Genomic DNA, 24670 nt, shown 5'->3' with positions numbered 1-24670 from the left:
CCTTTAGCTTACAATATTTTACACATCTAACATACTCGTTTGGAAATAAAAAAGACAACAAATACTTATTCTCCATTTTCTACCCTATTTAGATTAATCAATTCACTTTGGACACTTTTTGACACAAAGTTGCTAACATCTCCTCCTAATCTCGCTATTTCCTTTACAAAACTTGATGAGATAAATTGAGTATCCTCAGATGCAGGAAGAAATATAGTTTCGATTTCAGGAAAGAGCTTATAATTTACCCAACTCATTTGAAACTCGTAATCAAAATCCGATACTGCTCTCAGTCCTCTAATAATAACAGAAGCATTTTGCTCTTTGGCAAACTTCACTAGCAACCCATTAAAGGATATAATATCTGCATCAATTCCTGCTCCTTTCACTTCATTTTTAGCCATGCTTGTGCGCAGTCTTATGTCAAAATTAGTATGTTTATTAACATTCTCTGCAACACCAATTATCAACTTATCGACTAGCTTACATGCTCTTTTTATTATGTCAAGGTGCCCAAAAGTTATGGGGTCAAATGTACCAGGATAAATTCCTATTTTGTTACTAATGTTCATTCTTTGTTTCTATACTTCAAAAACTTTTGATGGACATGATAACGTTTTTTATCTAAAAATGAAAGTACGTAGTTGGCCTGATAGCTCAGTTGGTAGAGCAAAGGACTGAAAATCCTTGTGTCGCTGGTTCGATTCCTGCTCAGGCCACATTCTTTTTCTTAATGTTCTATAATATATTATAATATTAATATAATTATTTAGGAAATAATGTATAAATGTTACAATAGAATATTTAATATACTATTAATTACATTTCTACTATTAAGTAATATCGCTTATAGTGAAAAAGTAAACAAAGAATTACCTGCTTTGACAGTGGAAAATGCAGTAAATTATAATATAATTGTTGGTTTATTGCAAACAGATGAATCTCAAAATATCTATGAGATATTCAATAATTTTGGGGTTAAAACTATATTCATTGACTACGACAAAATAATTAATCTAAAAGAAATCCAAGAAGAGTTCGCAAAACAAGATGAAATATTGGCAAAAAAGCTGATACTAGATCGAATAAAAGTTGAAGTTGCAAAATTTATCAAAGAGCAAAAGATAAACAGAATATTTATTTCAGATAACTTTCATTCAGCTCTTAACCCTTACCGCCAGCTTGTGAATGAAGCAATTGTAAAAATAGTAGATGACAATCCTACAATTCATTTGCTTGCCATATGCGGTGGTTTACAAGACATTATGCATGCAAAAGAAATTGAAATAACAAATGTTGTTAATGATGAGAAGAATCATTTAAAATCAGCATCCTATCCACAAAAAGAGAATATACCTCTTCAGCAGATAAAAATTGTTCCAGGTAGTAGTTTGGAAAAAGTGGTAGCTAGATTTTTACTACCTAATCAAAATGGCTGGTTTTCAACTTATTTTCCGAATGCTCATTCAGGTACAGTAAGTAATACTACAGAGAATAGAAGAAGGCTAGAGCTACTTGGATATAAAATTGCAGCGTTTGCCAATGACGGATTAATAGAAGCTATCGAAGATAAGCATAGTAATATTTACTTTCAAAGTCATCTAGAAGCCCTTGTTGTCAAATCAGATAAAAACTCTCGTTTGTCAAGCCAAAAGGTACGTCAGGTTTCAACACTAGTTGCTATAGCGATTATAAATGATTTTCTTCATCGCGTTTAATGCTAAAATAAGGAGAATCATTTAATGTAATGCCAGTACTCTTTCTTCTTGTCATCCCAGTGCTTGACACTGGGATGGCTTTGTTGCACAGCTCTTCGGATCAACTATGTTTTTTAAAATTTTTTGAATTTAGTTTCATTACAACTTTTGTTTGTAATTTTGTTTTTTATTCGAGTAAAAAGTGCATTTTTGACAATAAAAACCCTAACTTAATCATAGAAAAATTTTGTATCAAACAACAGTTACTGCTTAGATCTTATGGTTAACGAATATGTGTATAAATACTTTAAATGTGTGTAGACGTATTTATCCACATATTCGTTAACCTATTTTCTATGCAGATTTTTTTAATTCACATTGACTGCTTCTTTAAGCCTCGCATTGGCAATTACTATGATTTTACGCATTAGAGCTGTCATAGCCACCATCTTCTTTTTACCTTTACCAACAAGCCTTGAATAGAAGGCACCAAGCGCAGACTTAGACCTTGAAGCAGACATCGCAGCTGTAAAAAGCTTTTCACGAACGTTGCTTCTGCCACCACTTATTCTGCGATAACCAATAGTTTTACCACTTTCTTTCGGATGAGGTGCAACTCCAGCAAGACTTGCAATTTCTCCCCTACTTACATAACCAAGTTCTGGCATTAGACACAGAAAATCTTGAGATAATTTTGCACCTATTCCTGGAACTGTTTTAAGGATTTTTTGGCGCTTTTGTAACTCTGGATTCTCATCAATAATTTTTTGTATGGTATTGTTGAGCTCATCTATCTGGCTATTAAAGAATTCAATAGTTTTCTGACAGCTTTCTTTTATATGGTCGTTTTCAGGTGCTGCAAGCCTAGATTTCTCTTGAGCTCTCATTTTTGTAATGTCATCACGACGTTGACAAAGTGCAACTAAGGTTGTTTGTTCTTTTGACATAGGTGCAAATAGAGATAGAGTACTATAGCGTTCAAACCCATACTGAGCAAGGGCTCTTGCATCTGATTGATCAGACTTTGCTAAAGTTCCATGAGATAGAACAAAGCTTTTTACTTTGCGAGTATTAGCTCGATGTACAGCAATATCTTTATCAACAAGAAAATGTGCTAAGCCAAGCTCATATTTTCCAGTGTTTTCCAGAGTTACTAAAGAATTAGGTAAGATATTTGAAAAATCTTGAAACAATTGTTGCCAGCCAGCAGTATCATTGTCGAATTCGACAGCGTTCTTCTGTTTGTGAACTGCAACAACATTTTTAAATTTTCCAATATCAATGCCAATAAAATTTTGATAAGATGTAATCATAATAACCTCGATTAGTTTTAATTAATTTAAGATTGTAAACGGGTGCATACATATGTCCCATGCAACTATTCAAACGTATCGAGAGATGGGCTAGTGTACCTTGATCCGAACGGTTATAATACCAACAGTTGGTCGGTCGCACACGCCCGTGATAACTCTATTCCTATAGTGAGTAGGGTTATCTTCCCTCTTATCTCCTTTATATCATATTTTTAACTTACAATAGTGGGTAATGTATAATAAATTCATGAAGCCATATCAAACTTAGCCATGCCTATTTCAGTAAATTTGTTAAGCAAATAACACTTGAGTAGCAGTTCCTTCTCACGATTAATCTCAGATTTATTCCTAAAACTAAATCCAAATATTTGCTTCAGTCGCGAGAAAAAACTTTCTATATAAGATCTCTTCCAATAATTTATCTCTTTTTTCCACCTCTTCATACCATCTTCATCATATGACTTTATGAGCTTGATTGTAGAATTTCTCTCATTCATATAATCCAACTTTGGATGCTCTACTGCATTATTTTGCGGAGGAATCCTTGTCTTTATGTCAAGCTCATCGCACAGTTTGTATAACTTCTTTCGATCTATCTGCATATATCGTGCTTATGTTATACTTGGTATCCACTCTTTCAATAAGATCACAGGCTCCATAGTGGTCGGAATAAACTCCACTACTGTATTTTGCAGCTATAACTTTTTTACTACCTATCTCTAGCATTACATCTTGTTTGCTCATAGCGGCGATACTTTCTATCTGTACCATTTGCCTTACTATGGCCTGGAATATTATTGTAGATGCTGATACCTGTACTATCTATAGCAATTTCAATATCTTCCATATCGTTCTTATCAACTCTGCAGTCGTTGATTTTGATATTAAGCTTTTTAAACCTTCTTGAAGCCTGCGAATAGCTGATAATTTGCAAAATTTTCCCTATTTGCTCAAGATATTTCTCTATAAATCCCACTGTTTGCCTAAGACCAATCCTGAATAGATAGGTTATTATGTGAATTAGAATCACTACTTTGTCGCTGTAGACATTGTTGCCACCTGCTACTTTTGGACTATTTTCGTACCAATTTTCAATGGCATCGTTGATATAATGAAAAACATTTCCCCTTTCTTGAAGAAATTTGTTATATTCATTGCAGTTACTGACTTTCATTCTTATTGGCATATTTTTCCTTTGTCGGCTAAATATCTATTTTATAACAAATTCCATCAGTAACTGCCTGTTCTTTCCTTGAGTGGTGCAACAAAGCCCACTGGGATCCAAATTGCAAGTAATGCATTAGGTTGGGTGAGTATAGGTCTTGCGTTATAGAATAACATCATTTACTATGTGCCATATTGCAATGTTTGTAAAGTTGTGTGTGTGGTCCACCAAAAGGGTGTCAGCTACTTGCATGACACTATCTGCTATTTTTCCTTATCTGAATGAATACAAAACGGTTTTTGGTTACTCACGAAATAGATTTGTCCATTTTGCTCTTATTATTTAAAACGCTTTTATGTCAAATATATCAAATTTTTATTGTCCCAAATTTGGGAGAAAAACCCTGGACTTGAAGTCCATCCTTTTAAGAATATAATTTTAAGGTGAAAAATCTGAAAGAATGTGGAATATTATAGAAAAAGCAGTCACTCTGTATATATATCACATAGTGTGGATAACAAAATATCGATATCCAGTACTAGTTGGAGATATTGGACAGAAAGCTAAAGAAGTTGTACAAGAAGTATGTGCAAATAATCAAGTAGAAATTATCAGAGGTAGAGTTGCGTCAAGTCATGTACACGTATACGTTTCTGTACCCCCATACTTAAGTATTAGTAAGTTAGTGCAGTTAATAAAAGGAAAAAGTTCCAGAAAAATCCAGCAAAACTTTCCAGAGCTAAAAAAGAGATATTGGGTTGTGGGCAGTAGGCTACTTTGTCAGGACTAGCGGAAATGTAACTGACGAAATGATAAAAAATTATATTGAAAATCACTCTAAAAAAGAAGATAAATTTGGTGACTTTCAAGTCGAAAGTTAGCATTCTATGCTCTCTCTCAATCTTTGGATTTTAATCCATAGTGGTTGAATTGACATATGTTAAAAACATTCTAAGATAAGACTATTTATAGAATAAGGGGGTATATAATGTTAACTAATTCTTTTAAAAAAAGTTTTGAAGCTGTTCAAGGTATATCTGAATCAGTATCGAGTGATAAACCGAATAGGACTTTCAATTTTCCTCCGAATAATAGGGTGAGAGCAGATGATCATCCATTTTTAGGTACCAAGCATGACCGCAAAATTGAATATTTAGATTGTGATGATGAAGAGTCAAAAAGGCGAATTCTTGCTGATAGCTCTCCTTATAATTCAGAAAATGAAAATCACGGTAAATATCTAAAAGGCAAGATTATTGATGAAACTAAGCAAGAAATTGCTCAACACATAGAAAACAGTGATGTAGAATCTGTACAGCTTAGAGTGAGAAGTCCAATTAGAACTATGTTGACTGCAAGAACTGTGCTGAATGATAATAAAGGAAAAATAAACATTAGTAATATTTTAACTAATGATTTTTTTGAAAGCAATAGGATAACGGCGGTTACATTGTTGCTACCTGGAGATGAAAAAAGAGGAATGCGTGGACGAGTTGATGAGCATGGAGTAAGAATTTATGAAGTAGCTAATGGCTCATATAACATGACTTTGAATTGGTACGATGAAGAAAAAGAATGTAAAATGAAAATTAATATTAGTGATGACGGTTCTATCAAGCTTATTGAAAGCAATGATATCACTTGGGAGCAAATAGCTGCACATAAAGAAGTAAAAGTAGGAAAACAATACGAAGCGAAGTCCTTGTATGATGCACTATCCTACTTACGTAAAGAAGGTTCTGAAATAGTAAAAGTTTCACAGAATCCTTCAACAAGTATGGAAAGTGTGACTATATCAAAACAACTTTCTTCTGCTCAAGGAGTAAGTAAATAAGAAGACTTTATGAGCTGCTTGCAAATATAGGCAGCTTATATTTCAGTATCCTTATTTCATGTTCTCTAGAGTATTTTTATTTCCTGTAATCTTTTTATAAAAACCATAGGCGCCAGTTGGTTTTAAAGTAAAGGTCAAGTATCTGGAATTCTGGACATAAAATCCTCCTGTGTAAAAAAAGTTAGAAAAAAATGCAGTGCATATACGACAGATATACACTGAAGAATATATTTTTTAATAAATTTGATTAAAAAGTCTGCAGACTAAAGATAGATTTTGAGCTCTTAAAATATCTCTAATTGTAATTATAATGAGGTTGGAAATATGCGGAAGTAATTTTTATACGTTAGCTACAGTTAAAACATAATTGACTTTGCCTAGTTAATATTTCAAATTATAAAAAAGGCAAATAATTTCTATGATATTGCAGGGTAAAAAAGGGTTAATAACCGGAATAATAAATAAGAGGTCAATAGCATATGGTATAGCAAAGACTCTCTCAGAGCACGGAGCTGAGCTTGCAATCACTTATCAAAATGAAGTAATAAAAGAGAAATTATTACCAATAGCGAATGAATTAAATGTGGAGCTAACACTACATTGTGATGTTTCAAATGAGGAAATCATACATAGTGCTTTTAAAGAAATAGAGGAAAAGTGGGGTGCTATTGATTTTTTGGTACATGCAATAGCATATTCTGATAAAAATGAGCTCAATGGTAAATACGTCGATACTTCACTAAACAACTTTCTCAATGCAATGCATATATCGTGCTATTCTTTTACTGCTTTAGCAAAAAGCGCCGAAAAAATGATGTTAAATGGTGGTAGTTTACTTACTTTATCTTACTATGGTGCTGAAAAAGTTATGCCAAATTATAATGTGATGGGTTTATGTAAAGCAGCACTTGAAGCAAGTGTAAAATATATAGCATGTGATCTTGGGCCAAAGAACATCAGAGTAAATGCAATTTCTGCTGGTCCAATCAGAACTTTGGCATCTTCTGGAATAAGTGACTTTCACTCCATATCGGAATGGAATAGAATTAATTCTCCACTTAGACGCAATGTTACAATAGAAGATGTTGGCAAGGCAGCACTATACTTATTAAGCGACCTGAGTAGTGGTACAACTGGAGAAATTTTACATGTTGATTCAGGGTATAATGTTGTGGGAATGAAGATAGTAGACTAATACAGTACTGCAGATGCATGTGAAGCCTGTGTTTTTTTGTTATCCGAGTAATTGACATTGGAGCCCAGTGTCAGCTACTCGAATGACAACATTTTTTAATTAAATCTCGCACATTAACCATAGAGTTATTATTTTATAAGTATTTGTTGCTGCTGATCTTCTATTTTTACTTCCTCCATGTGGGTTAAGGGATTGTGCGTGAGGGTTGCTCTTGAAGTTGCCTTGCAAGGAAAAAGTCTTTTTCCTCCCGATCTTGGAGTTGCTTTGCAAGCAAGAAATCCTATTGTTCTTGTGTTTGTTTTGCTAAGACTTTATTCTTATTAAGCAGTGGTTAAAAATGAGCATGGCTTTTATTATAGAATGCCCCCCTATAGAAGTATATAGACTATGAAGACTTATCTTACAGGTTGTGGTACTTGTTGTTGATAAAATGTTTTTTCTACACGTGCTTCTTCCACACTGCACCTTCTTGATAAGACTGGCTCCTCAAGGCATTTTATACGTTGCTGTACATCATTAATGCACTGCCCTATAACATCACCAATTTTTCCATCAGCATTTTTTGCCAATAACTCATCAAACTCCCTCTCAATCTCTACTCTCTCAGAGATATCCTTTGAAAGATCACAATATTCCAAAATTTCATCTATCTGAAGTTGTTTTGCTAATAGAAAGTCTTCTTGCTCCTGCTGCTGTTTTATTAACTCTTGAGTTACAATTTTAGCCCTAGAGTAATGATTTCCTTCAAGATATATTGTTTCTCTCTCTTTACTACCCCATAACTCGTCATTTAATTTATAACTCTCACGATTAAACATCTGATTTAGTTGATCATTGTTTATCATTTCAGGATTTGGTTCAAACTTTTGTTGTTTCTCTCTGCCGCTAACTTTACAATGGACATTAATTTCAATGTTGGCTAAAGAAGCTAATAATTGAATTTCTTCAATAAAAGGAAAATAACTTTTACTTTCTATTGCTTCTAGATAGGATTGATAGAGTTCAGGTTTGTCAAGAAATGAGCGTGTAATAAAATCACTGTTATATTCGGCATTATAGTCACTCTCACCAATGCCATCAAGAGCCTCTGCATATTCACTTAGATTAAGCACAGCTTGATTATGCGATATATTAAATTTGCTAACAGCTCTACTTACTAACCTCTTCACATTACCTTCAGCATTTTCAATTTTCCTATTTGTTTGCTTAACCAGACCCTTTATTTTATCAGACTTGCCAGTTAAATCCCCTGGCTTATTAAAAAACATATTAAAAACCTTTTCTAGCTGATCCTTTAAAGGAGCTGGCATACTTGGATCATCTAAAGACGTAAATCGACTTAAAAATTTGTGCCATTCCATTCTCATATCTTGCGCTCTTTCAGCTTTATATGTACCAGAACTGTTATCACCAAACACTGCATGAAAAAAGCAATTGCCATCACCTGCAGTATCATATTTAACTACTTGGTTATTAGAAGGTTCTTTTTCTACATTACTCTCTGAAGTCTTGCGTCCTTTAGCATTTTCAATACTGTCAAAACCATTTGGTAATTTCCGTTTTCTAAGCCCAACCATAATTTCTACCTTAATTCAAGCTATATGTTATTATATTAACTAACTTATTAATAAGTAACTAATTAGGTATAGCAAAAATTTTTTAATTATGCAATAATTAAGGCTTTAAATAGCAAATATGAGCTTTAACTGTGGTATAGTTGGGTTACCAAATATAGGAAAATCAACTTTATTTAATGCACTTACAGAGTCAAGTGCAGCTGAAGCTGCAAATTATCCTTTTTGCACAATCGAGCCAAATGTTGGCAAAGTGCCAATACGAGATCAGCGTTTGAAACAAATTGCCTCGATTGCTCACTCAGGGAAAATAATCTACAATCAACTGGAAGTTGTCGATATTGCCGGCTTGGTTAAGGGTGCGAGCAAGGGTGAAGGACTAGGAAATAAATTTTTGAGTCATATCAGAGAAGTTGATGCCATTGTTCATCTGCTCAGGTGCTTTACGGATGACGATATCAGCCATGTAAACAGTAAAATAGATCCAATATCAGATGCTGAAATAGTGGAAATGGAGTTAATTCTAGCTGATATTGATAGCATAGAAAAAAGGCTTCCTCAATTGGAAAAGAAAGCAAAGCAAGGTGATAAAGAGCTAAAGAGACAACTTGAATTAATGCAAGAGGTATTAGCTACTTTAAAATTAGGTAAACCGGCAAGAAGCTTGGAGAATATCGATGAAGATGAGATGAAGTTGCTTCAATTGCTAACAACAAAGCCTGTTATGTATGTATGCAATGTTGAAGATACGAATATCATAACTGGTAATGAACTATCTAAAAGGGTGGAAAAAATGGCGGAAGAAAATAAAAGCAAATTTTATTGTATTTCAGCGAAACTTGAAGCAGATATTGCAAATCTTGATAGTGAAGAGGAAAAACAGAATTTTTTATCAGAATTTGGCTTACAAGAATCAGGACTTGATGGAGTAGCACGTATTATGTATGAAGTGCTAAGTATGATAACTTTTTTTACTGTGGGCCCCAAAGAAGCACGTGCATGGCCAATAAAGATAGGATCAACAGCTGACAAAGCAGCAGGTGTAATTCACACTGATTTTGAAAAGGGCTTTATAAAAGCAGAAACCATAAGCTTTGAAGACTATATAAAATATGGAAGCGAATTAGCTTGCAAAGATGCAGGGAAAATTCGCTTCGAAGGCAGAGATTATATCGTGCAAGATGGCGATATAATGCACTTTAGATTTAATGTCTAATTAGTCTAGCACCTTCCTGATGCAGCCCGTGAATTTTTATATTCTCTTCTCTCTTCTTCCTCTATCTCCTCTTCAGATAAAGGAGAGAAAGAGAACTGCCCTATCTCCAGATTATCAAGTTTAGTTCCAGGAGTTTCATCACATCTCTTTATTATCTCTTCCTGTGATTGTACATCTTGCTCCAGATATCCTTCTAAAAATTCATGTAAAGCTTTACCTTCTATAAGCACATCTTCGCTTTGCTCAGCTAATTTCAAAATTTCGTCTAGTTCAACATCTTTACCATTAATAGTTGCCTGACCAATCTCAATTTCACTAGGATTTACATTTAAACTAATAAAGCAGTTAACAGAATTACCTTTCTCATCTTCTGCACTCCACCTAATTTTCATATCGCATGTTGCATCTTTTGCAAAGCGGTAATTTCTTTTTCCATTATCATTCTTCTCAACCGTTGCTATTCTTTTATCGTTACTGTATATTTCTACTATCTTTACCTCATTTTTATTTCTTTCCATCCCTTCAATTTTGTCAGTGAAAAGACGGCTGATTTCTAAGCTACACCCAGGCTTAGAAATATTAATACTAAGATGATCATAATGATTAAGAGAACGTTTTGCATATGCGCATGGCACATAACATCCATCAAAAAAGGCAACTGCACTATCAGTTTTGAGAAATTCCTGTCCGTTACTCATCCCTTCTTCAACTCGAAGAAGATATCTACCCAACCTCTTTTTAAAATTCTTTCGCTTGTCTTCAGGAATAGACTTTTCATTCAATATACTTATTATTTCTTTTTGCTTACTTAATACTACATAATTAAAAAGGAAAATGTTCTTATTCCATCGATAATAATTCGCTATTTTGTCAAATGGATCTGCAGGCCAGCCTTTATTATAATTTACGTTATCCTTATCATCTTTACACAAATTATCCTTAAGGCCAAAATTCAATTTTCTAAAATCTGATAATACTTCTTCTACCCTATCTTCAAAAAATTGAAGTTTATTTTGAAATTCTTTCCCATAATTCATTTTCTCATTTATTTTAAGAAGATATTCACTAAATTTCTTCCTAAAATTTTCTTGATCTTTGTGGGCAAGCCTCTGATCTAATATATCTGTTATGTATTTTCGCTTATTCAATATTACGTAGTTAAAAAGGTCACTTTTTTTCCTCCTTTCATAATCTTCTGCTATTTCGTTAAAACACTCATTACTGTTCTTAAAATCCAATTTTTCGAAGTCTTGGAGCACGTTTTTTACATCATCCTCACTAAATTGAAGATTTGTTTGAGGAGACACGTCAGTTCTACTTTGATCATCAAGTTGAGGATTTTTTTTAGTAGATTGGACTAATAAACTTTCTGTGCTGTTAGAGAAAGAATGATTATTTTCTTCAGATTGAGAACTTTTCTTTTTAGACGTATTAGTAAAAAAATTAGTTAGTGAACTAAATATTAAGCACCTCTTAGTATTACTATTTAACTATAACTTAATGCCAAATGTTGTAAAGCTAAAATTAATATGTAAATTCATTTTTTTAAGACAATTATAAGTATCTTCCTTCTATAAAAATTTTATAATCAGCATATGACAAATGTTTAAGATATTGATTTTGTTTGTATTTTTATTACTTTACCAGGCAATATTATTAATGAATTAGTCAGACAAATATCTTGGCCAAACTTTACTCCATCCACAAACTCTCCATTTGTTACTCCAGTTGCAATGAACACTGATTCACTTCTTGCCATGTCTTTCACGGTGTAGATTTTTTCTGGGTCAGTGATATTCAAATTTTTTGCTCTTTCTTTTAATTGATCCGTGTCAAATATTAATCTTCCTTCTATCTGCCCACCGATTGAGCTTAGCGCTGCTGCTGCAAGCACTCCTTCTGGAGCTCCTCCTGTGCCGATATACATATCGTGATTGCCATTTATTAGCGAAACTATGGCTGCAACATCACCATCATCTATTAATTTCACTTTTGCTCCTAGCTTCCTAATTTTTGCTATTAATTCATCATGTCTTTCACGTTTAAGTACAGTTACTATAAGATCACTTGCTTTACATCCTTTTGCCTTGGCTAAATTGTCCAGATTCTTCTCAATCCTATTTTTTAGTGAGACTACACCCTCTGGGAGATTTTTTCCCACTGCTATCTTTTCCATATAAACATCAGGTGCATGTAAAAAATTACCTTTTTTTGTTGCAGCAAGAACAGACATTGCCCCTTGTTTATAATGAGCGCAAATCGTAGTGCCTTCAAGTGGATCAACAGCGATGTCAATCTCAGGGCCACTTCCTGTGCCAACTTTTTCTCCGATATATAGCATCGGTGCTTCGTCCCTCTCCCCTTCCCCAATCACAATTGTACCATTTATTTCCATTGAGTTTAGCACCGTACGCATTGCATCAACTGCAACCTGATCGGCCTTTTTTTCATTACCAAGGCCTGCCAATTTATATGCAGAAAGTGCTGCAGCTTCGGTTACTTTCACTAACTTATAAGCTAAATCTTCCATCATTTGCTCGAGAATTATAAATCAATATATATCATGCCATTTGATACTGCAAGATTCCTTGACTGACTTTGATAAAGTTGGTATAATAGAGCATTGTAATAGTAGGTTTAATTATATTGTACAGTCAGGAAGAAATCAAGGAATTGTGTCTAGATGCAGGTAGGTTTTTAATTAATGATAATAGGTACAACAATAAAATCACCCTTGAAAGCTTGCAAAATAGGTTAAGAAGAAAGACTAAATTTAAATACATTGATTTGCAAAGTAAATGCGAAGGGAACAATTCATTAGGAGACTTACTTCTAAAACTTGCAGATGAAAATGACAACCTAAATGTTAGAGAATTTTTCCTTGAAAACGGATTCAAGCTTCCTGAGCAAGAACAAGTAACTGCTGATGAAAACAAGGAAAAGGAAGAGCAAAATACACCTAATTTAGAAGAAGATAGAGCAGAACTTAGCAACAAAAATGAAGATGATCAATTTTCTACTTCATACAACAAGATAAAGAAAATTGTAGCTAGCAACCCTAATATAACTGCTGAGGAGTTTTGTAATGAGCTTGAAAAAGAGAAAATAGATATAAAAATAACAAACCAAGATGGTTGGACTTTGCTTTATTATGCTGTCCGTTCAGAAGGACCTGGTATTATCGACGATCGCATTATATTCCTAAAGATTGTTGAGTTACTCACAAATTTAAACATCGGAATCGATTTTAAAGATACTGCTTCCAAAACTGTGTTGGGTACAGCTGTAATAAATAAACAAGCTGATGTTATAAAGATACTCTTGGATAGTGGTAAATTTAATGAAGAAGAAAAATTTAACGCTCTGCGTCTTGCTATTATTCAAGGCAATGTTCAAGAAGTTAAAGCATTTTTAGGTTATGTAAATGCTGAAAGCAGACAAGCAGCTTTAGAGTGTGCTGTGAATAATACACAAAATAATACACAAGAAGAAATTACTCAGGTACTTTTAAACTTTATTACACCAGAAACACCCAATGTAAAAGAAAATAGAGCAAAACCTTGCAGCAGTAATGGAAATATTGGTAATAGACCTGTAGCAACAGTGCTCCCTGTTAGTACTAATGGTAATAATAACAAAAATGAAGCACCTGTATCAACAAGGACTGGCCCAACTGTCACACCAAATAATGATAAGAAAGCTAACGGCTTTGTAGAGGCTCAATTTTCTCCACCACATGAAAAAGAAACTAAATACAAAAAAAGTAAGGAGAGTTTTTACGCCTCATTAAGGAGTGATGTTGTTGGAGTTGTTATTGCAGGATTGTTTGTTGCTGCTGCTGTGATGGTTCCATCTTTAGCTGGTGCATTAGTTTGCAGTGTCCTAGCTATTTTAGTTGTAATAGTAACTGGATTACATGTAAAAAATTTTACACTTCCAAGTTACAGCGAAATGAGAGAAAATAAGGTTGAACCTGTAAATTCAAGTTTGAGAAACCATGCAATCTAGCTCCTAGAATCACTTTTCAAACCAATTATAATTTCTTGATTGTTAAACCACTTTATCAAAATTAAGTGGGACTAGTGCGATTCGAACGCACGGCCTTCGGATTAGGAATCCAACGCTCTATCCTACTGAGCTATAGTCCCATGTCTTCTGCTATTTATGCAAAATTATAGCAAAAAGTCTCGCATTTTTCTAGGCACCCTGTACAATTAATTCACAATAATAAAAAATATTTCTGTATTTCTTGAATGTAATACTGTTATATTTAATAATACGATTCCAATTGAAAGATTAATGCTAGTTAACAATATTAGTTACTTTTATAGTAATCAAGATGGCTTTGCTTTAAGCAACATCAACATTCAAGTGAAGAAAGGAAGTGTTGCCTGTTTACTAGGTCATTCTGGCTGTGGCAAGTCAACAATTCTAAAATTAATCGCAGGAATAGAAAATCCAAAATCTGGAACCATTGTTATAAATGATAAATTAGTTGCAAGTAACAAAGTGTCAATTGCTATAGAGCGTAGAAATATCGGGTTGATTTTTCAGCATTCTGCATTATTTCCTCATAAAACAGTAATAGAAAATATAACTTTTGCTATTTGCAGTACTTCTAAGAAAGAAAAATACCTTACTGCATTGGAAATCTTAAAGCTATTTAATATAGAAAAATATGAAAACATGTACCCTCATGCTTTATCAGGAGGACAGCAACAATTAGTTGCAATAGCAAGAGTAATGGCGCAAAATCCTGATGTTGTTTTGCTCGATGAACCATTTTCTAATTTAGATATACTGCTCAAATATCGAATAAGGCACCATATATTGTCACTTTTTAGAAGCAAAAATATTCCTGTACTCATGGTAACTCATGATCCGCAAGAAGCGTTGAAAGTTGCAGATTTTATTTACGTGATGAAAAATGGTAAAATTATTCAATCAGGAGTTCCTAGCTACATATACCACAGACCTAAAGATGATACGTTAGCAAAATTTTTTAGTGAGCTTCCTTTTACTCTACAGCTAAACTAAACTTAATGTTAGGCTAAAACTATTATAAGATAATTAAAAACTCTTGATTTATAATTTAATAAAAGTGATATAATTTATGTATCACTTGGCTTCAGTCAAGTTTTAATACCTAAAAGTTAATATTTTCAACGGAGGTACAAATGAGTTTAGGTCCATGGCAGCTGTTTCTAGTCTTAATAATAATCTTAGTTCTGTTTGGTGCAGGTAGGTTACCACAAGTTATGGGTGATTTAGGCAAAGGCATTAAAAACCTTAAACAAGAACTTAAGGATTCAGAGAAACTATCATCTAATGAACCAGATCGTTAGCTTCCTTATGTTTCGTGACACGCACTAAAGTGCGTGTCATTTGTTTAAACAAGGCTAAAGAATTGAAGAGGTATGATTGAAGTACAGTAATAATTATGTTAGTTAGAATGTTATTAAAGGTTAATCGTGGAAGAAAGTGAGAAATTGACTGAAGATAAAAAATTGGCCTCTGATATTCTAAAAGAGGTTGCAGATACCAATAACAACGATAGTGATAAAGTAACATTGTTCGACATCAAAACAGCTTTACATGAGCGCGGTTTTGGTATTTTAATAATCATCTTCTCTTTACCGCTATCAGTACCTATACCTGTTCCACCTGGCTATACAACCATTCTTTCTATACCTTTAATCTTATTTTCACTGCAGCTTCTATTTGGGTTTGATTCTCCTTGGATGCCTAATTGGCTAGAAAGGAAATCTTTTCAACGTTCAACACTAGCTCTCGTGGTAGAGAAAACTTCACCTATATTAAAAAAAATAGAAAAGTTCATGAAACCAAGAATGTCTTTTATTTTTCTTGGTCCGGGTGAAAAGATTCTAGCTTTTATGATGTTGCTTTGTGCAATAATAATAGCTCTTCCATTACCTTTTACTCACTTCCTTCCTGCAATTGGTATAACTCTTATTTCACTCGGCATTATGGGTAAAGATGGATTTTTATCTACGTTAGGAGTGTTAGTTTCATTCTGTGCGTTATTGGTTACCCTTATTGTAATAGTTAAAGGACCAAAACTTATAGCCGGAACACTTTCTCTTCTTAAAAGCCTTATAACTTAAAAGCTTTACAACACTTTAATAAAAGAATGAAGTACAGCATGAAATGAATAATCGATATTGAAATATAGCAATAACTATGTTAGTTAGAAGTTATATTGTTATTAAAGGGTAACTGTGGAAAAAAGTGTGAAATTGACTGAAGATAAAAAATTGGCCTCTGATATTCTAAAAGAGGTTGCAGATACTAATAATAACGATAATGATAAAGTAACATTATTTGATATTAAAACAGCTTTACATGAGCGTGGTTTTGGTATTTTAATAATCATCTTCTCTTTACCGCTATCAGTACCTATACCTGTTCCACCTGGCTATACAACCATTCTTTCTATACCTTTAATCTTATTTTCACTGCAGCTTCTATTTGGGTTTGATTCTCCTTGGATGCCTAATTGGCTAGAAAGGAAATCTTTTCAACGTTCAACACTAGCTCTCGTGGTAGAGAAAACTTCACCTACATTAAAAAAAATAGAAAAGTTCATGAAACCAAGAATGTCTTTCATTTTTCGTGGTCCTGGTGAAAATATTTTAGCATTTATAATGCTGCTTTGTGCATTATCGATAGCAATCCCACTTCCTTTAACTAACTTCATTCCTGCAATTGGTACAACTCTCATTTCACTGGGTATCATGAGCAAAGATGGATTTCTCTCTATAATGGGAGTATTAGTATCATTGTGTGGGTTATTACTTACTCTTGTCGTAATAGTTAAAGGACCACAGCTTATATTTGGAGCATTTTCTTTTCTAAAAAGCTTTGTATATGGTTAAGCTTTACAACACTTTAACAAAAAAAAAAGAGCCCTTTACACCGATCGATAAAGATCATATAAAAATGTACGTTTGTGGGCCAACAGTATATGATACAGCACATATAGGTAATGCACGTTCTATTGTTGTTTACGATGTATTATTTCGACTGCTTAAATTTTGTTATGGAAAAGTTACTTATGTGCGTAATATAACCGACATCGATGACAAGATAATCAATGCAGCAAATGAGAAAAATAGTAATATAGAAAGCATTAGCAAATATTACACTAAAACTTTTCATGAAGACATGGAAAGCATAAATTGTGCAGAACCAACATATGAACCAAAAGCAACGGAAAACATAGATAACATTATCAAGTTAATTGAGTCTTTGCTGCAAGCTGGTCATGCTTATGAATCCAATAAACATGTATATTTTAGTGTAGAATCTTACCCTGAATACGGCGTTTTATCAGGAAAAAAAATTGATGAATTAAACTACGGTAGTAGAGTTGAAGTTGGTGAAAATAAAAAACACCCAGGAGACTTCGTACTTTGGAAACCTGCAAACGAAACTGACTATAAACTTTCAAGTCACTGGAATAGTCCATGGGGAGAGGGAAGACCAGGGTGGCATATAGAATGTTCAGCAATGTCATATGCTTACCTTGGCAAAGATTTTGACATTCACGGTGGGGGTATAGACTTGCAATTTCCTCATCATGAGAATGAAATTGCACAGAGTAAATCTGCATTTGCTGAGTCAACGTTTGCAAAATATTGGGTACACAACGGGTTTCTTACGGTAAATGAAGAGAAAATGAGCAAATCCTTATTTAATATAGTCAAAGTAAGGGATTTGTTAGATAGTGGAATAAAGGGTGAAGTAATACGTTATGCGCTGCTTAAAACTCACTACAGAAAACCACTTGATTGGACAGAAAATGTTATCTCTGAGTCGCAAGAAACTTTAAACAAGTTTTATCGGTTATTACGTAGTACATGTATTGAGGAAAGTGATACAGAAGTCTCTAAAGATTTTATAGAGGCTTTGAAAAACGATTTAAACATTCCTGAAGCTGTAGCCATATTGCATGAAATGGCTACAGAAATCAATAAGACAAGTAATGAATATGAGAAGCTCAAATTAACTAAGAAGTTTGTTAAAAGCGCAAGGTTCATTGGTATTCTTGAGTCAAGTTATCAAGAGTGGTTTGCAAGTGGTGTGAGTCATCAAGAAATAGAAAGGTTGATAGACTTAAGAAAAGTAGCAAAACAAAATAAAGATTATGATACTGCAGACAAAATAAGAGAGCAATTGAAACAAATGGGGGTTACAATTTCTGACAACGAAGATGGTACAACAACTTGGTATGGAAAATTATCTCCTATTGTTTATAGATAGCCTAGTATCATCGCTTATCTTACCCATACATCAAGGTTTTGTACTTTACACTATGTTATGCTTTAGGTCAAACTACGATCAACTACTTATATTACTTTTTGGAGTATTAGGATCCAGTCTTGGTGGAATAGCTAACTGGTATTTAGGTAGAATAACAATTTTTATCAGAAGATCACATCACAAATTAGAGAATGAAGACAAAACACCAAAAATTGTAAGGCACCTACTGATTTGTGCAGTTGCATTGCTTTCGTGGGTACCAGCACTTGGAAGTGTGACTCAGATTTTATCCGGTTACTTCAAGTTAAACCTTTATATTCTTGTTCCCTTAATTATTTTATCTAACTTCCTCTGTTTGTTGTATCTAACGTTTACCATCTAACTAAACATCAATAAACAACTTTTCTTCTGGTCATATTGAGCTAAATTTCTTCTTCAAACTACCTTTTAAAATGCTTTTATTACTTTTTGTCATAATACGATCAAATACTCCTAATAACCTCTTAAGTAAGCTTGGGGTTAGCGAAGAGATAGGATTAACAGATACGTTGTTGTTTTTATCATCACCATTTGCTTTGTAGTCTATTGAAATAATCCCCCTACTCTTTCCACCAGTCAGAAGTTTTCCGATTATAGGGATTTTTAACAAAGATTTGTTAATTGAGTATGCCGGTATTACTTGTCCTTCAACCTGGAATTTATAACCCTTAATATCGAGCGTACCACTAGTGCTAATACCTAGTTCCGCTCCTTCAAGCCAAGATTCTTCAATTTCAACAGTGCCATCTTTATATGAAAAAGGTGCATTACACTTATAAAAATGTACACCTTCGTTCTTTATAGCATTTACAATACCAGGCAGTGAAGACATTGATAATAAAGTGGTAAGCAGTGGAGCATCTTTGATATAGAAATTGCTGATAGATAACATACCATAATGTTCTCCATTTTCTCTCTTAGAAGATAGATAAAGAGATAATTTGCCATTTTTAACTGATTTACCAATACCTAAAGAACGCAAAAGCATACCTGAATTATCCGAATATATTTCAAGCCCTATTTCACTATGTTCTACTAGTATATTACTGTTATCTTCTAAAAACTGTCCTGTGAATTGACTTCCACTACAATCACCTTTAGCACAAGTTACATTTAGCTTAGCATCTTTTATGATAATTCCTTCTTTCATAATTATATTATCAACATTCATAGTAACTTCTATTTTGTTATTTAATCGATTACTATCTTTGCCAAGTAAACCTAACACATCACTTAAGTTGATTTTCTCACCGTGAATAGTTATGGCATTTTTCTCCTTACCTGATTCAATTTCTATACTAAAATTATTATCAGGTAATTTAAAGTTGCTAGAATTTAAATATAGATTTCCATTTTCTACTCTTCCGCTAAATTTTATGTCTAGATCATTTCCTACAACATCTAGTTTATCTATTAGTAACTTACCTACTCCTTTTAGCCTTGTAGAAAATAAAACTTCATTGTGATCTTCAAAATGGTTTTTCCACCCTAAGTAGCTTGAACGCAACTCGAGCTCTGATAAATCTATATTACCATTAACATACCCTGTTTTGTCTTGATACATTACTGACTCTATATTTGCATTGATATAGCCATCACCGAAATTAAGTATTTGAGCAGGCAAATCTCCAGTCAAACTCCAGGCAAAATTTTCATTTTTATTGCTACTTTTGAGGTCAAATAGCAGCTGTGTATTATTTACCATACCACTGCCATTTAAATCAATAAAATCTCCGCCGAAATCAAGCTTAATCTCATATTTACCAAGACTGCCATTATACGCGACAAAATTATCAATTTCAGAATGAAATTTGGCTAAAAAATCTACTTTTTTATCATCAGCATTTAAATTAAAAATGTGAAAACTGAATACAGATTTTGCTATTCCACCTATACTGTCCCTTGTAATCTTCATCATATCATCCAGCTTAAATTTTATAGGTTCATATAACCCATAAGCATCACTTACAGCCTGACCATTAATTGTGAGAACAGAATCCTCTTTATTAAGAGATTGCATCTCAATTTCGCCACCATCAATATTGAAATTCTGGAACTTAGCGCTATTTACAATAATTTTGAGATTGTTATCCTTGAGGGTTAACTCACCGTTCAAGTTCTCTACTCGTTCAAAATCCTCATCAAATTGAACGCTGCCATTTTCTATATCAGCAACAATTACAATACCTGACAGATCATCATTTATTAAACTATCGATTTTACCGTTAAAACTTATAATTGTATTTATAATATTCCCATCAATATTATTACAATACCACTTTCTAAATTCATTGTTCACTAGACCATCTGGTACATAAGTACATAAATCTTTTGCAACAAGTTTACTAATATTAACTCTAAGCAAAGCATGATTTGTGCCAAAGTTCATTTTACCAATCAAAGAAAGGTAAGTATCATTTAACTTAAAATGAAAGTTTTTTATGCTAATGATTTCATCACTATATGTCAAATTTACATTTACATTAGTCAAGGCTAAGTTTTTACCTGAGTGACTCTCTGTATTTAACACGTATATGTTTCCGTCCACAACTTCATCCTTTCCATTAATTCTAATTGAAAAGTTTCCTTTGAATCCTATTTCTTTGTCCAAATTGTAACTTTTAACTAGTGTGGAAAATTCGTTAAATAGCCCCAACTTTAGGTTATAGAATGTTCCATAGAAATTTAGTAAATTATTACGGTTTTTTATCGTAATGGATAAATCATCTAGAAACCCTTTACCTTCTTTTGTATGGACACGAATATCCAAAACATTGAAATCTTCCCCCTTCCCTACATATACTTTATCAATAAAAAATTCACCTTCCATGCTTTTATTGATAGCAATGTTAGTAATTTTAATCCTTGAGTCTGCATTGAAGTAGAAAAAAAATTTTCTTATTGTCTTTAGCAGATTTTTTGTACTACTCATCTTCTCTGTCATTACAGATGTTATCTCTTTGCTCTCCTCCCTCTTGATATATATGTGTACATTATCAGCTAAAACCTGAGAGAACTTTTTGGAACTTAACTTAAAGTGTACGAAAAGCTCAGGAACTTCTATTGTAAAATCAGGATTTGTTATTTTTAAATCTGTAATGACTAGCTTGCCATCTTGATGCCAAATAACCGAAGTACTCTCCATGCTGACATCCGAATTGGTAAATATCTTTAATATTTTTTTCTTTATATAAAAATTAATATAACTAATATTGATTTCTAGAGGTCCCTCACCTTTAAAAAAGATAAAGAAGCAGGATATAAATAATAAAATTATAGAAAATGATATAGTAATTTTTTTAAGCATTGATTATTGCTTTTCTTGCTAGAATATCAGCTTCCTCATTGTATTTGTCACCATTATGCGCTTTCACCCAATTCCAATTAATTTCGTGTTGCAAAGCAGCATTATCTAATTCTTTCCATAATTCTATATTTTTTACTGACTTCTTATTACTTGTCTTCCAGCCGTTCATTTTCCACTTATTTATCCATTCTGTTATACCGTATTTAATATAGAGGCTATCCGTATACAAACTGATATTACAAGGAAATTTTAATACCTTCAGTCCATTGATCACTGCTGTTAACTCCATTTTATTATTTGTAGTATTTTCTTCTCTACCACAGATGTTCTTTCTATGATTTTGAAATAATATGATTGCTGCCCACCCTCCTGTCCCTGGGTTACCAGAGCATGCTCCATCTGTGTATATTGTCACTTCCTTTTTCTTCATCTTTAACTGTAGTGAATTAATAAAGTATATCGTTGCTTCTATAAAATCACAATTTTTATAGATATAGAGGCAATTTAAGCCGCACCTTTAAATTTTATTATGGAAATAAAAAAAAGTGCTACAACGAGCATTATTAGAAGAGAAAGTAAAAGATAGTTTTTATGTTCTTTCATAGTTAAAATAAGTCAATAGAACAAAAAATAATACTAGCAAATAGAGAAAATAGATAAGAAATTGAGTAAGAAAACATTTTTTTCTGCGAGCTATGATTCTTAAGCCTTATAACTGATATGGCAAACCAAATAAAAACGCAACCTTCAATAATTGCCATACTGAGGTAGAATAATGACTTTTTCAAAAATAGTGCTGGGAGTAAGCTAGTTAATACCAACAATATACTATAAATTAATATATGTTTTCTTGTCTTTTTCGGTCCATGGATAACATTAAACATTGGTATCGATGCTTTTACATAGTCCTCAGATCTATTTAAAGATAGAGCCCAAAAATGTGGTGGAGTCCACATAAAAATTATTAAAAATAGAATAAAACTTTCCCAACTTACAGAGTCAGTTACAACCGCCCAGCCAATCATTGGAGGAAAAGCACCTGCTGCACCACCGATAACGATATTCTGCGGAGTACGCCTTTTTAGCCAAATTGTATATACGAAAACGTAAAATAATATGCTAACTGCAAGTAAAGCAGCAGAAATATAATTTACTGCTATTGCCATGATAAATACTGACAATATTCCAATAGTTATGCCAAACTCAAGCGCGCTTTCTGCAAAAACTCTACCTGAAGGTATAGGACGATTTTTTGTCCTCTCCATAACCAAGTCTATATCTCTGTCATACCACATATTTATTGCACCTGCAGATCCTGAACCAAGAGCAATGCACATAAGAGATATTAGTGCAAGGAAAGGATGAATGCTACCTGGTGCAGCAACCATTCCAGCAATTGCAGTAAACACTACAAGGTACATTATCCTTGGCTTCAGCAAATGCCAAAAGTCCAATATTGTCGATTCAACGTTTAACAAAGCACTTATATACACTTTATTTTACCACTGGTGGCTTTTCGAAAGTATGAAAAGGTGGTGGTGAAGATACCGTCCACTCTAAGGTATCACCCCCCCAAGGATTATCTCCATTTTTTTTGCCCCACTTAAAGAGATGTATAACTATAAATACAAAAAACATAACTGAAACAAAGGACATATATGAGCCAATTGAGGATATATAATTCCAAGGGATAAACGCGTCGGGATAATCAGGTATACGCCTTGGCATACCTGCTAATCCCAGGAAATGCTGGGGTAAGAAAGTGACATTGGTGCTAATAAAAGTGAGCCAAAAGTGTATCTTTCCTAAACACTCGTTATATTGCTTACCTGACATTTTGCCTATCCAATAATAAAAACCGGCGAAAGCTCCAAATAATGCAGCAAGCGACATGACATAGTGAAAGTGAGCAACGACATAATAGGTATCGTGCAAAAGCTTATCTATTCCACCGTGAGAAAGAATTATCCCTGTTATACCACCTCCAACAAACATGAAAATAAAACCTAATGCAAATAGCATTGGTGTCTTCAATTCAATCGCTCCACCCCACATAGTTGCAATCCAACTAAAGACTTTTACACCAGTTATAACACCAATGAAAATTGTGCTAGTGCTAAAAAATATAGCAGCATCCTCGCTAAGCCCAACAGTAAACATATGGTGAGCCCAAACCATGAAGCCAAACGTTGCTATTCCTATCATAGCATAAACCATTCCCATATAACCAAATACTGGCCTATGAGAAAAAGTTGACACAATCTGACTGATGATACCAAATGCAGGAAAAATAATTATGTAAACTTCGGGATGACCAAAAAACCAAAACAGATGTTGAAATAACACAGGATCACCACCACCAGCAGGATCAAAAAAGGAGGTACCTATATTACGATCAGTGAGCAGCATAGTTATAGCACCAGCAAGTACCGGTAAGGCAACAATTAACATAAATGACGTTAGTAAAACAGACCAAACAAATAGTGGCATTTTAGTGAGTGACATGCCTTTTGCACGCATATTGAATATAGTGACTATAAAGTTGATCGCCCCAACAATTGATGACATACCAGCAACATGAAGTGCAAGTATAGCAAGATCAACTCCTGCACTTGGGTGAGACATAATTTGCGACAAAGGTGGGTATAAAGTCCATCCTGTTCCAGGACCTTCGCCAGCAAATACCGAGAGGATAAGCAAAATAAAAGATGAAACTAACAACCAAAAACTTAAATTATTCATACGAGGAAATGCCATATCTGGTGCACCAATCATGAGAGGTACGAACCAATTACCAAATCCTCCCATTAAGGCTGGCATTATCATAAAAAACACCATTATTACCGCATGCCCTGTAATCATTACGTTATATAGCTGGTAATTATTGTTAAGTATATTAATGTGCATTAGCTGAGTACGAATAATTACCGATAATAATCCACCAATAATTCCAGCTAATATGGAAAAAATAATGTATAGTGTCCCTATATCTTTGTGATTAGTAGAAAACAGCCAACGTCTTATACCTTTTGGTACATCACTCATAT

The 24670-nt window shown here is 33.5% G+C and carries 21 protein-coding genes, 2 tRNA genes and 2 pseudogenes; 14 read left to right on the top strand and 11 right to left on the bottom strand.

Going from position 1 to position 24670, the window contains the following annotated elements:
- Nucleotides 1-65 precede the first annotated feature (65 nt).
- Nucleotides 66-572: a pantetheine-phosphate adenylyltransferase gene (gene coaD, locus OPR37_RS03275; protein ID WP_007302835.1), complete on the bottom strand. Its 507-nt coding sequence runs from the start codon at nt 570-572 to the stop codon at nt 66-68.
- Nucleotides 573-646: 74 nt separating this feature from the next.
- Between coaD and OPR37_RS03270 the strand changes: the two genes are divergently transcribed.
- Nucleotides 647-719: transfer RNA gene (locus OPR37_RS03270), tRNA-Phe, on the top strand.
- A 60-nt stretch (nt 720-779) separates the two neighbouring features.
- Nucleotides 780-1718: a gamma-glutamyl-gamma-aminobutyrate hydrolase family protein gene (locus tag OPR37_RS03265; protein WP_007302834.1), complete on the top strand. Its 939-nt coding sequence runs from the start codon at nt 780-782 to the stop codon at nt 1716-1718.
- 347 nt (nt 1719-2065) lie between these two features.
- Here OPR37_RS03265 and OPR37_RS03260 read toward each other — a convergent pair whose 3' ends face one another.
- The gene (locus OPR37_RS03260; protein ID WP_264336326.1) at nt 2066-3010 is read right to left on the bottom strand and encodes an IS110 family RNA-guided transposase; all 945 of its coding nucleotides are present in this window, start codon (nt 3008-3010) and stop codon (nt 2066-2068) included.
- 245 nt (nt 3011-3255) lie between these two features.
- A pseudogene (locus OPR37_RS06310) lies at nt 3256-4196 on the bottom strand (IS5 family transposase).
- A 441-nt stretch (nt 4197-4637) separates the two neighbouring features.
- On the opposite strand from OPR37_RS06310, the pseudogene tnpA reads away from it, so the two are divergent.
- From tnpA to OPR37_RS03225, 4 genes and pseudogenes are all read left to right on the top strand, one after another.
- Nucleotides 4638-5056 (top strand): annotated as a pseudogene (gene tnpA / locus OPR37_RS03240) (IS200/IS605 family transposase).
- Between the two features lie 107 nt (nt 5057-5163).
- Complete coding sequence (locus tag OPR37_RS03235; protein WP_007302842.1) at nt 5164-6009, top strand: hypothetical protein; 846 nt, start codon at nt 5164-5166, stop codon at nt 6007-6009.
- A 418-nt stretch (nt 6010-6427) separates the two neighbouring features.
- Nucleotides 6428-7204 (top strand): enoyl-ACP reductase FabI, encoded by a 777-nt coding sequence (locus OPR37_RS03230; RefSeq protein WP_007302843.1) that lies wholly within the window; start codon nt 6428-6430, stop codon nt 7202-7204.
- Nucleotides 7205-7381: 177 nt separating this feature from the next.
- Entirely contained in the window at nt 7382-7528 is a 147-nt protein-coding gene (locus tag OPR37_RS03225; RefSeq protein ID WP_265016820.1) for a hypothetical protein, read from the top strand.
- Nucleotides 7529-7599: 71 nt separating this feature from the next.
- Here OPR37_RS03225 and OPR37_RS03220 read toward each other — a convergent pair whose 3' ends face one another.
- A complete protein-coding gene (locus OPR37_RS03220; RefSeq protein WP_010406367.1) occupies nt 7600-8781 on the bottom strand; it encodes a hypothetical protein in 1182 nt (393 codons plus the stop codon).
- A 118-nt stretch (nt 8782-8899) separates the two neighbouring features.
- Here OPR37_RS03220 and ychF point away from each other — a divergent pair, with 118 nt between their 5' ends.
- Nucleotides 8900-9994 (top strand): redox-regulated ATPase YchF, encoded by a 1095-nt coding sequence (gene ychF / locus OPR37_RS03215; RefSeq protein ID WP_010406370.1) that lies wholly within the window; start codon nt 8900-8902, stop codon nt 9992-9994.
- Between the two features lie 5 nt (nt 9995-9999).
- Here the strand turns inward: ychF and OPR37_RS03210 are convergent, their stop codons facing one another.
- Together OPR37_RS03210 and glpX are read right to left on the bottom strand one after the other, a co-directional pair.
- The gene (locus OPR37_RS03210; RefSeq protein WP_264711296.1) at nt 10000-11457 is read right to left on the bottom strand and encodes a hypothetical protein; all 1458 of its coding nucleotides are present in this window, start codon (nt 11455-11457) and stop codon (nt 10000-10002) included.
- Between the two features lie 143 nt (nt 11458-11600).
- Nucleotides 11601-12524 (bottom strand): class II fructose-bisphosphatase, encoded by a 924-nt coding sequence (gene glpX / locus OPR37_RS03205; protein ID WP_264685035.1) that lies wholly within the window; start codon nt 12522-12524, stop codon nt 11601-11603.
- A 116-nt stretch (nt 12525-12640) separates the two neighbouring features.
- On the opposite strand from glpX, the gene OPR37_RS03200 reads away from it, so the two are divergent.
- Nucleotides 12641-14002: an ankyrin repeat domain-containing protein gene (locus OPR37_RS03200; RefSeq protein ID WP_264684789.1), complete on the top strand. Its 1362-nt coding sequence runs from the start codon at nt 12641-12643 to the stop codon at nt 14000-14002.
- A gap of 66 nt (nt 14003-14068) precedes the next feature.
- On the opposite strand, the gene OPR37_RS03195 is transcribed toward OPR37_RS03200, so the two are convergent.
- A tRNA-Arg gene (locus OPR37_RS03195) sits at nt 14069-14142 on the bottom strand.
- Between the two features lie 151 nt (nt 14143-14293).
- Between OPR37_RS03195 and OPR37_RS03190 the strand changes: the two genes are divergently transcribed.
- The 6 genes from OPR37_RS03190 (at nt 14294) to OPR37_RS06225 (ending at nt 18659) form a co-directional block, all read left to right on the top strand.
- Complete coding sequence (locus OPR37_RS03190) at nt 14294-15031, top strand: ABC transporter ATP-binding protein (RefSeq protein WP_007302769.1); 738 nt, start codon at nt 14294-14296, stop codon at nt 15029-15031.
- Between the two features lie 140 nt (nt 15032-15171).
- Entirely contained in the window at nt 15172-15339 is a 168-nt protein-coding gene (tatA, locus tag OPR37_RS03185) for a twin-arginine translocase TatA (RefSeq protein ID WP_006013840.1), read from the top strand.
- Nucleotides 15340-15465: 126 nt separating this feature from the next.
- Nucleotides 15466-16119: an exopolysaccharide biosynthesis protein gene (locus tag OPR37_RS03180; protein WP_007302768.1), complete on the top strand. Its 654-nt coding sequence runs from the start codon at nt 15466-15468 to the stop codon at nt 16117-16119.
- Between the two features lie 114 nt (nt 16120-16233).
- Nucleotides 16234-16890 carry an exopolysaccharide biosynthesis protein gene (locus OPR37_RS03175; RefSeq protein WP_007302767.1) on the top strand — a complete coding sequence of 219 codons (657 nt, stop codon included), beginning with the start codon at nt 16234-16236 and terminating at the stop codon, nt 16888-16890.
- The gene (cysS, locus tag OPR37_RS03170; RefSeq protein WP_012481729.1) at nt 16883-18277 is read left to right on the top strand and encodes a cysteine--tRNA ligase; all 1395 of its coding nucleotides are present in this window, start codon (nt 16883-16885) and stop codon (nt 18275-18277) included. Before OPR37_RS03175 ends, cysS begins: the two co-directional genes overlap by 8 nt.
- Entirely contained in the window at nt 18246-18659 is a 414-nt protein-coding gene (locus tag OPR37_RS06225; RefSeq protein WP_012481730.1) for a YqaA family protein, read from the top strand. The genes cysS and OPR37_RS06225 overlap by 32 nt, the downstream gene beginning before the upstream one ends.
- 30 nt (nt 18660-18689) lie before the next feature.
- Here OPR37_RS06225 and OPR37_RS03165 read toward each other — a convergent pair whose 3' ends face one another.
- The 4 genes from OPR37_RS03165 to ctaD all read right to left on the bottom strand — a co-directional run bounded on the left by OPR37_RS03165 (nt 18690) and on the right by ctaD (nt 24668).
- Nucleotides 18690-21623 carry a YhdP family protein gene (locus tag OPR37_RS03165; RefSeq protein ID WP_007302765.1) on the bottom strand — a complete coding sequence of 978 codons (2934 nt, stop codon included), beginning with the start codon at nt 21621-21623 and terminating at the stop codon, nt 18690-18692.
- Entirely contained in the window at nt 21616-22053 is a 438-nt protein-coding gene (gene rnhA, locus OPR37_RS03160) for a ribonuclease HI (protein ID WP_007302764.1), read from the bottom strand. The genes OPR37_RS03165 and rnhA overlap by 8 nt, the downstream gene beginning before the upstream one ends.
- A gap of 175 nt (nt 22054-22228) precedes the next feature.
- A complete protein-coding gene (locus OPR37_RS03155) occupies nt 22229-23116 on the bottom strand; it encodes a heme o synthase (RefSeq protein WP_007302763.1) in 888 nt (295 codons plus the stop codon).
- 1 nt (nt 23117) lies between these two features.
- Nucleotides 23118-24668: a cytochrome c oxidase subunit I gene (ctaD, locus tag OPR37_RS03150; RefSeq protein WP_264684788.1), complete on the bottom strand. Its 1551-nt coding sequence runs from the start codon at nt 24666-24668 to the stop codon at nt 23118-23120.
- Nucleotides 24669-24670 lie beyond the last annotated feature (2 nt).

This window comes from Wolbachia endosymbiont (group B) of Lycaena phlaeas, from assembly GCF_947251875.1.
Lineage (GTDB): Bacteria > Pseudomonadota > Alphaproteobacteria > Rickettsiales > Anaplasmataceae > Wolbachia.
Note: the sequence above shows the minus strand (reverse complement) of the source record. Positions and strands in the feature narration are given on the sequence as shown.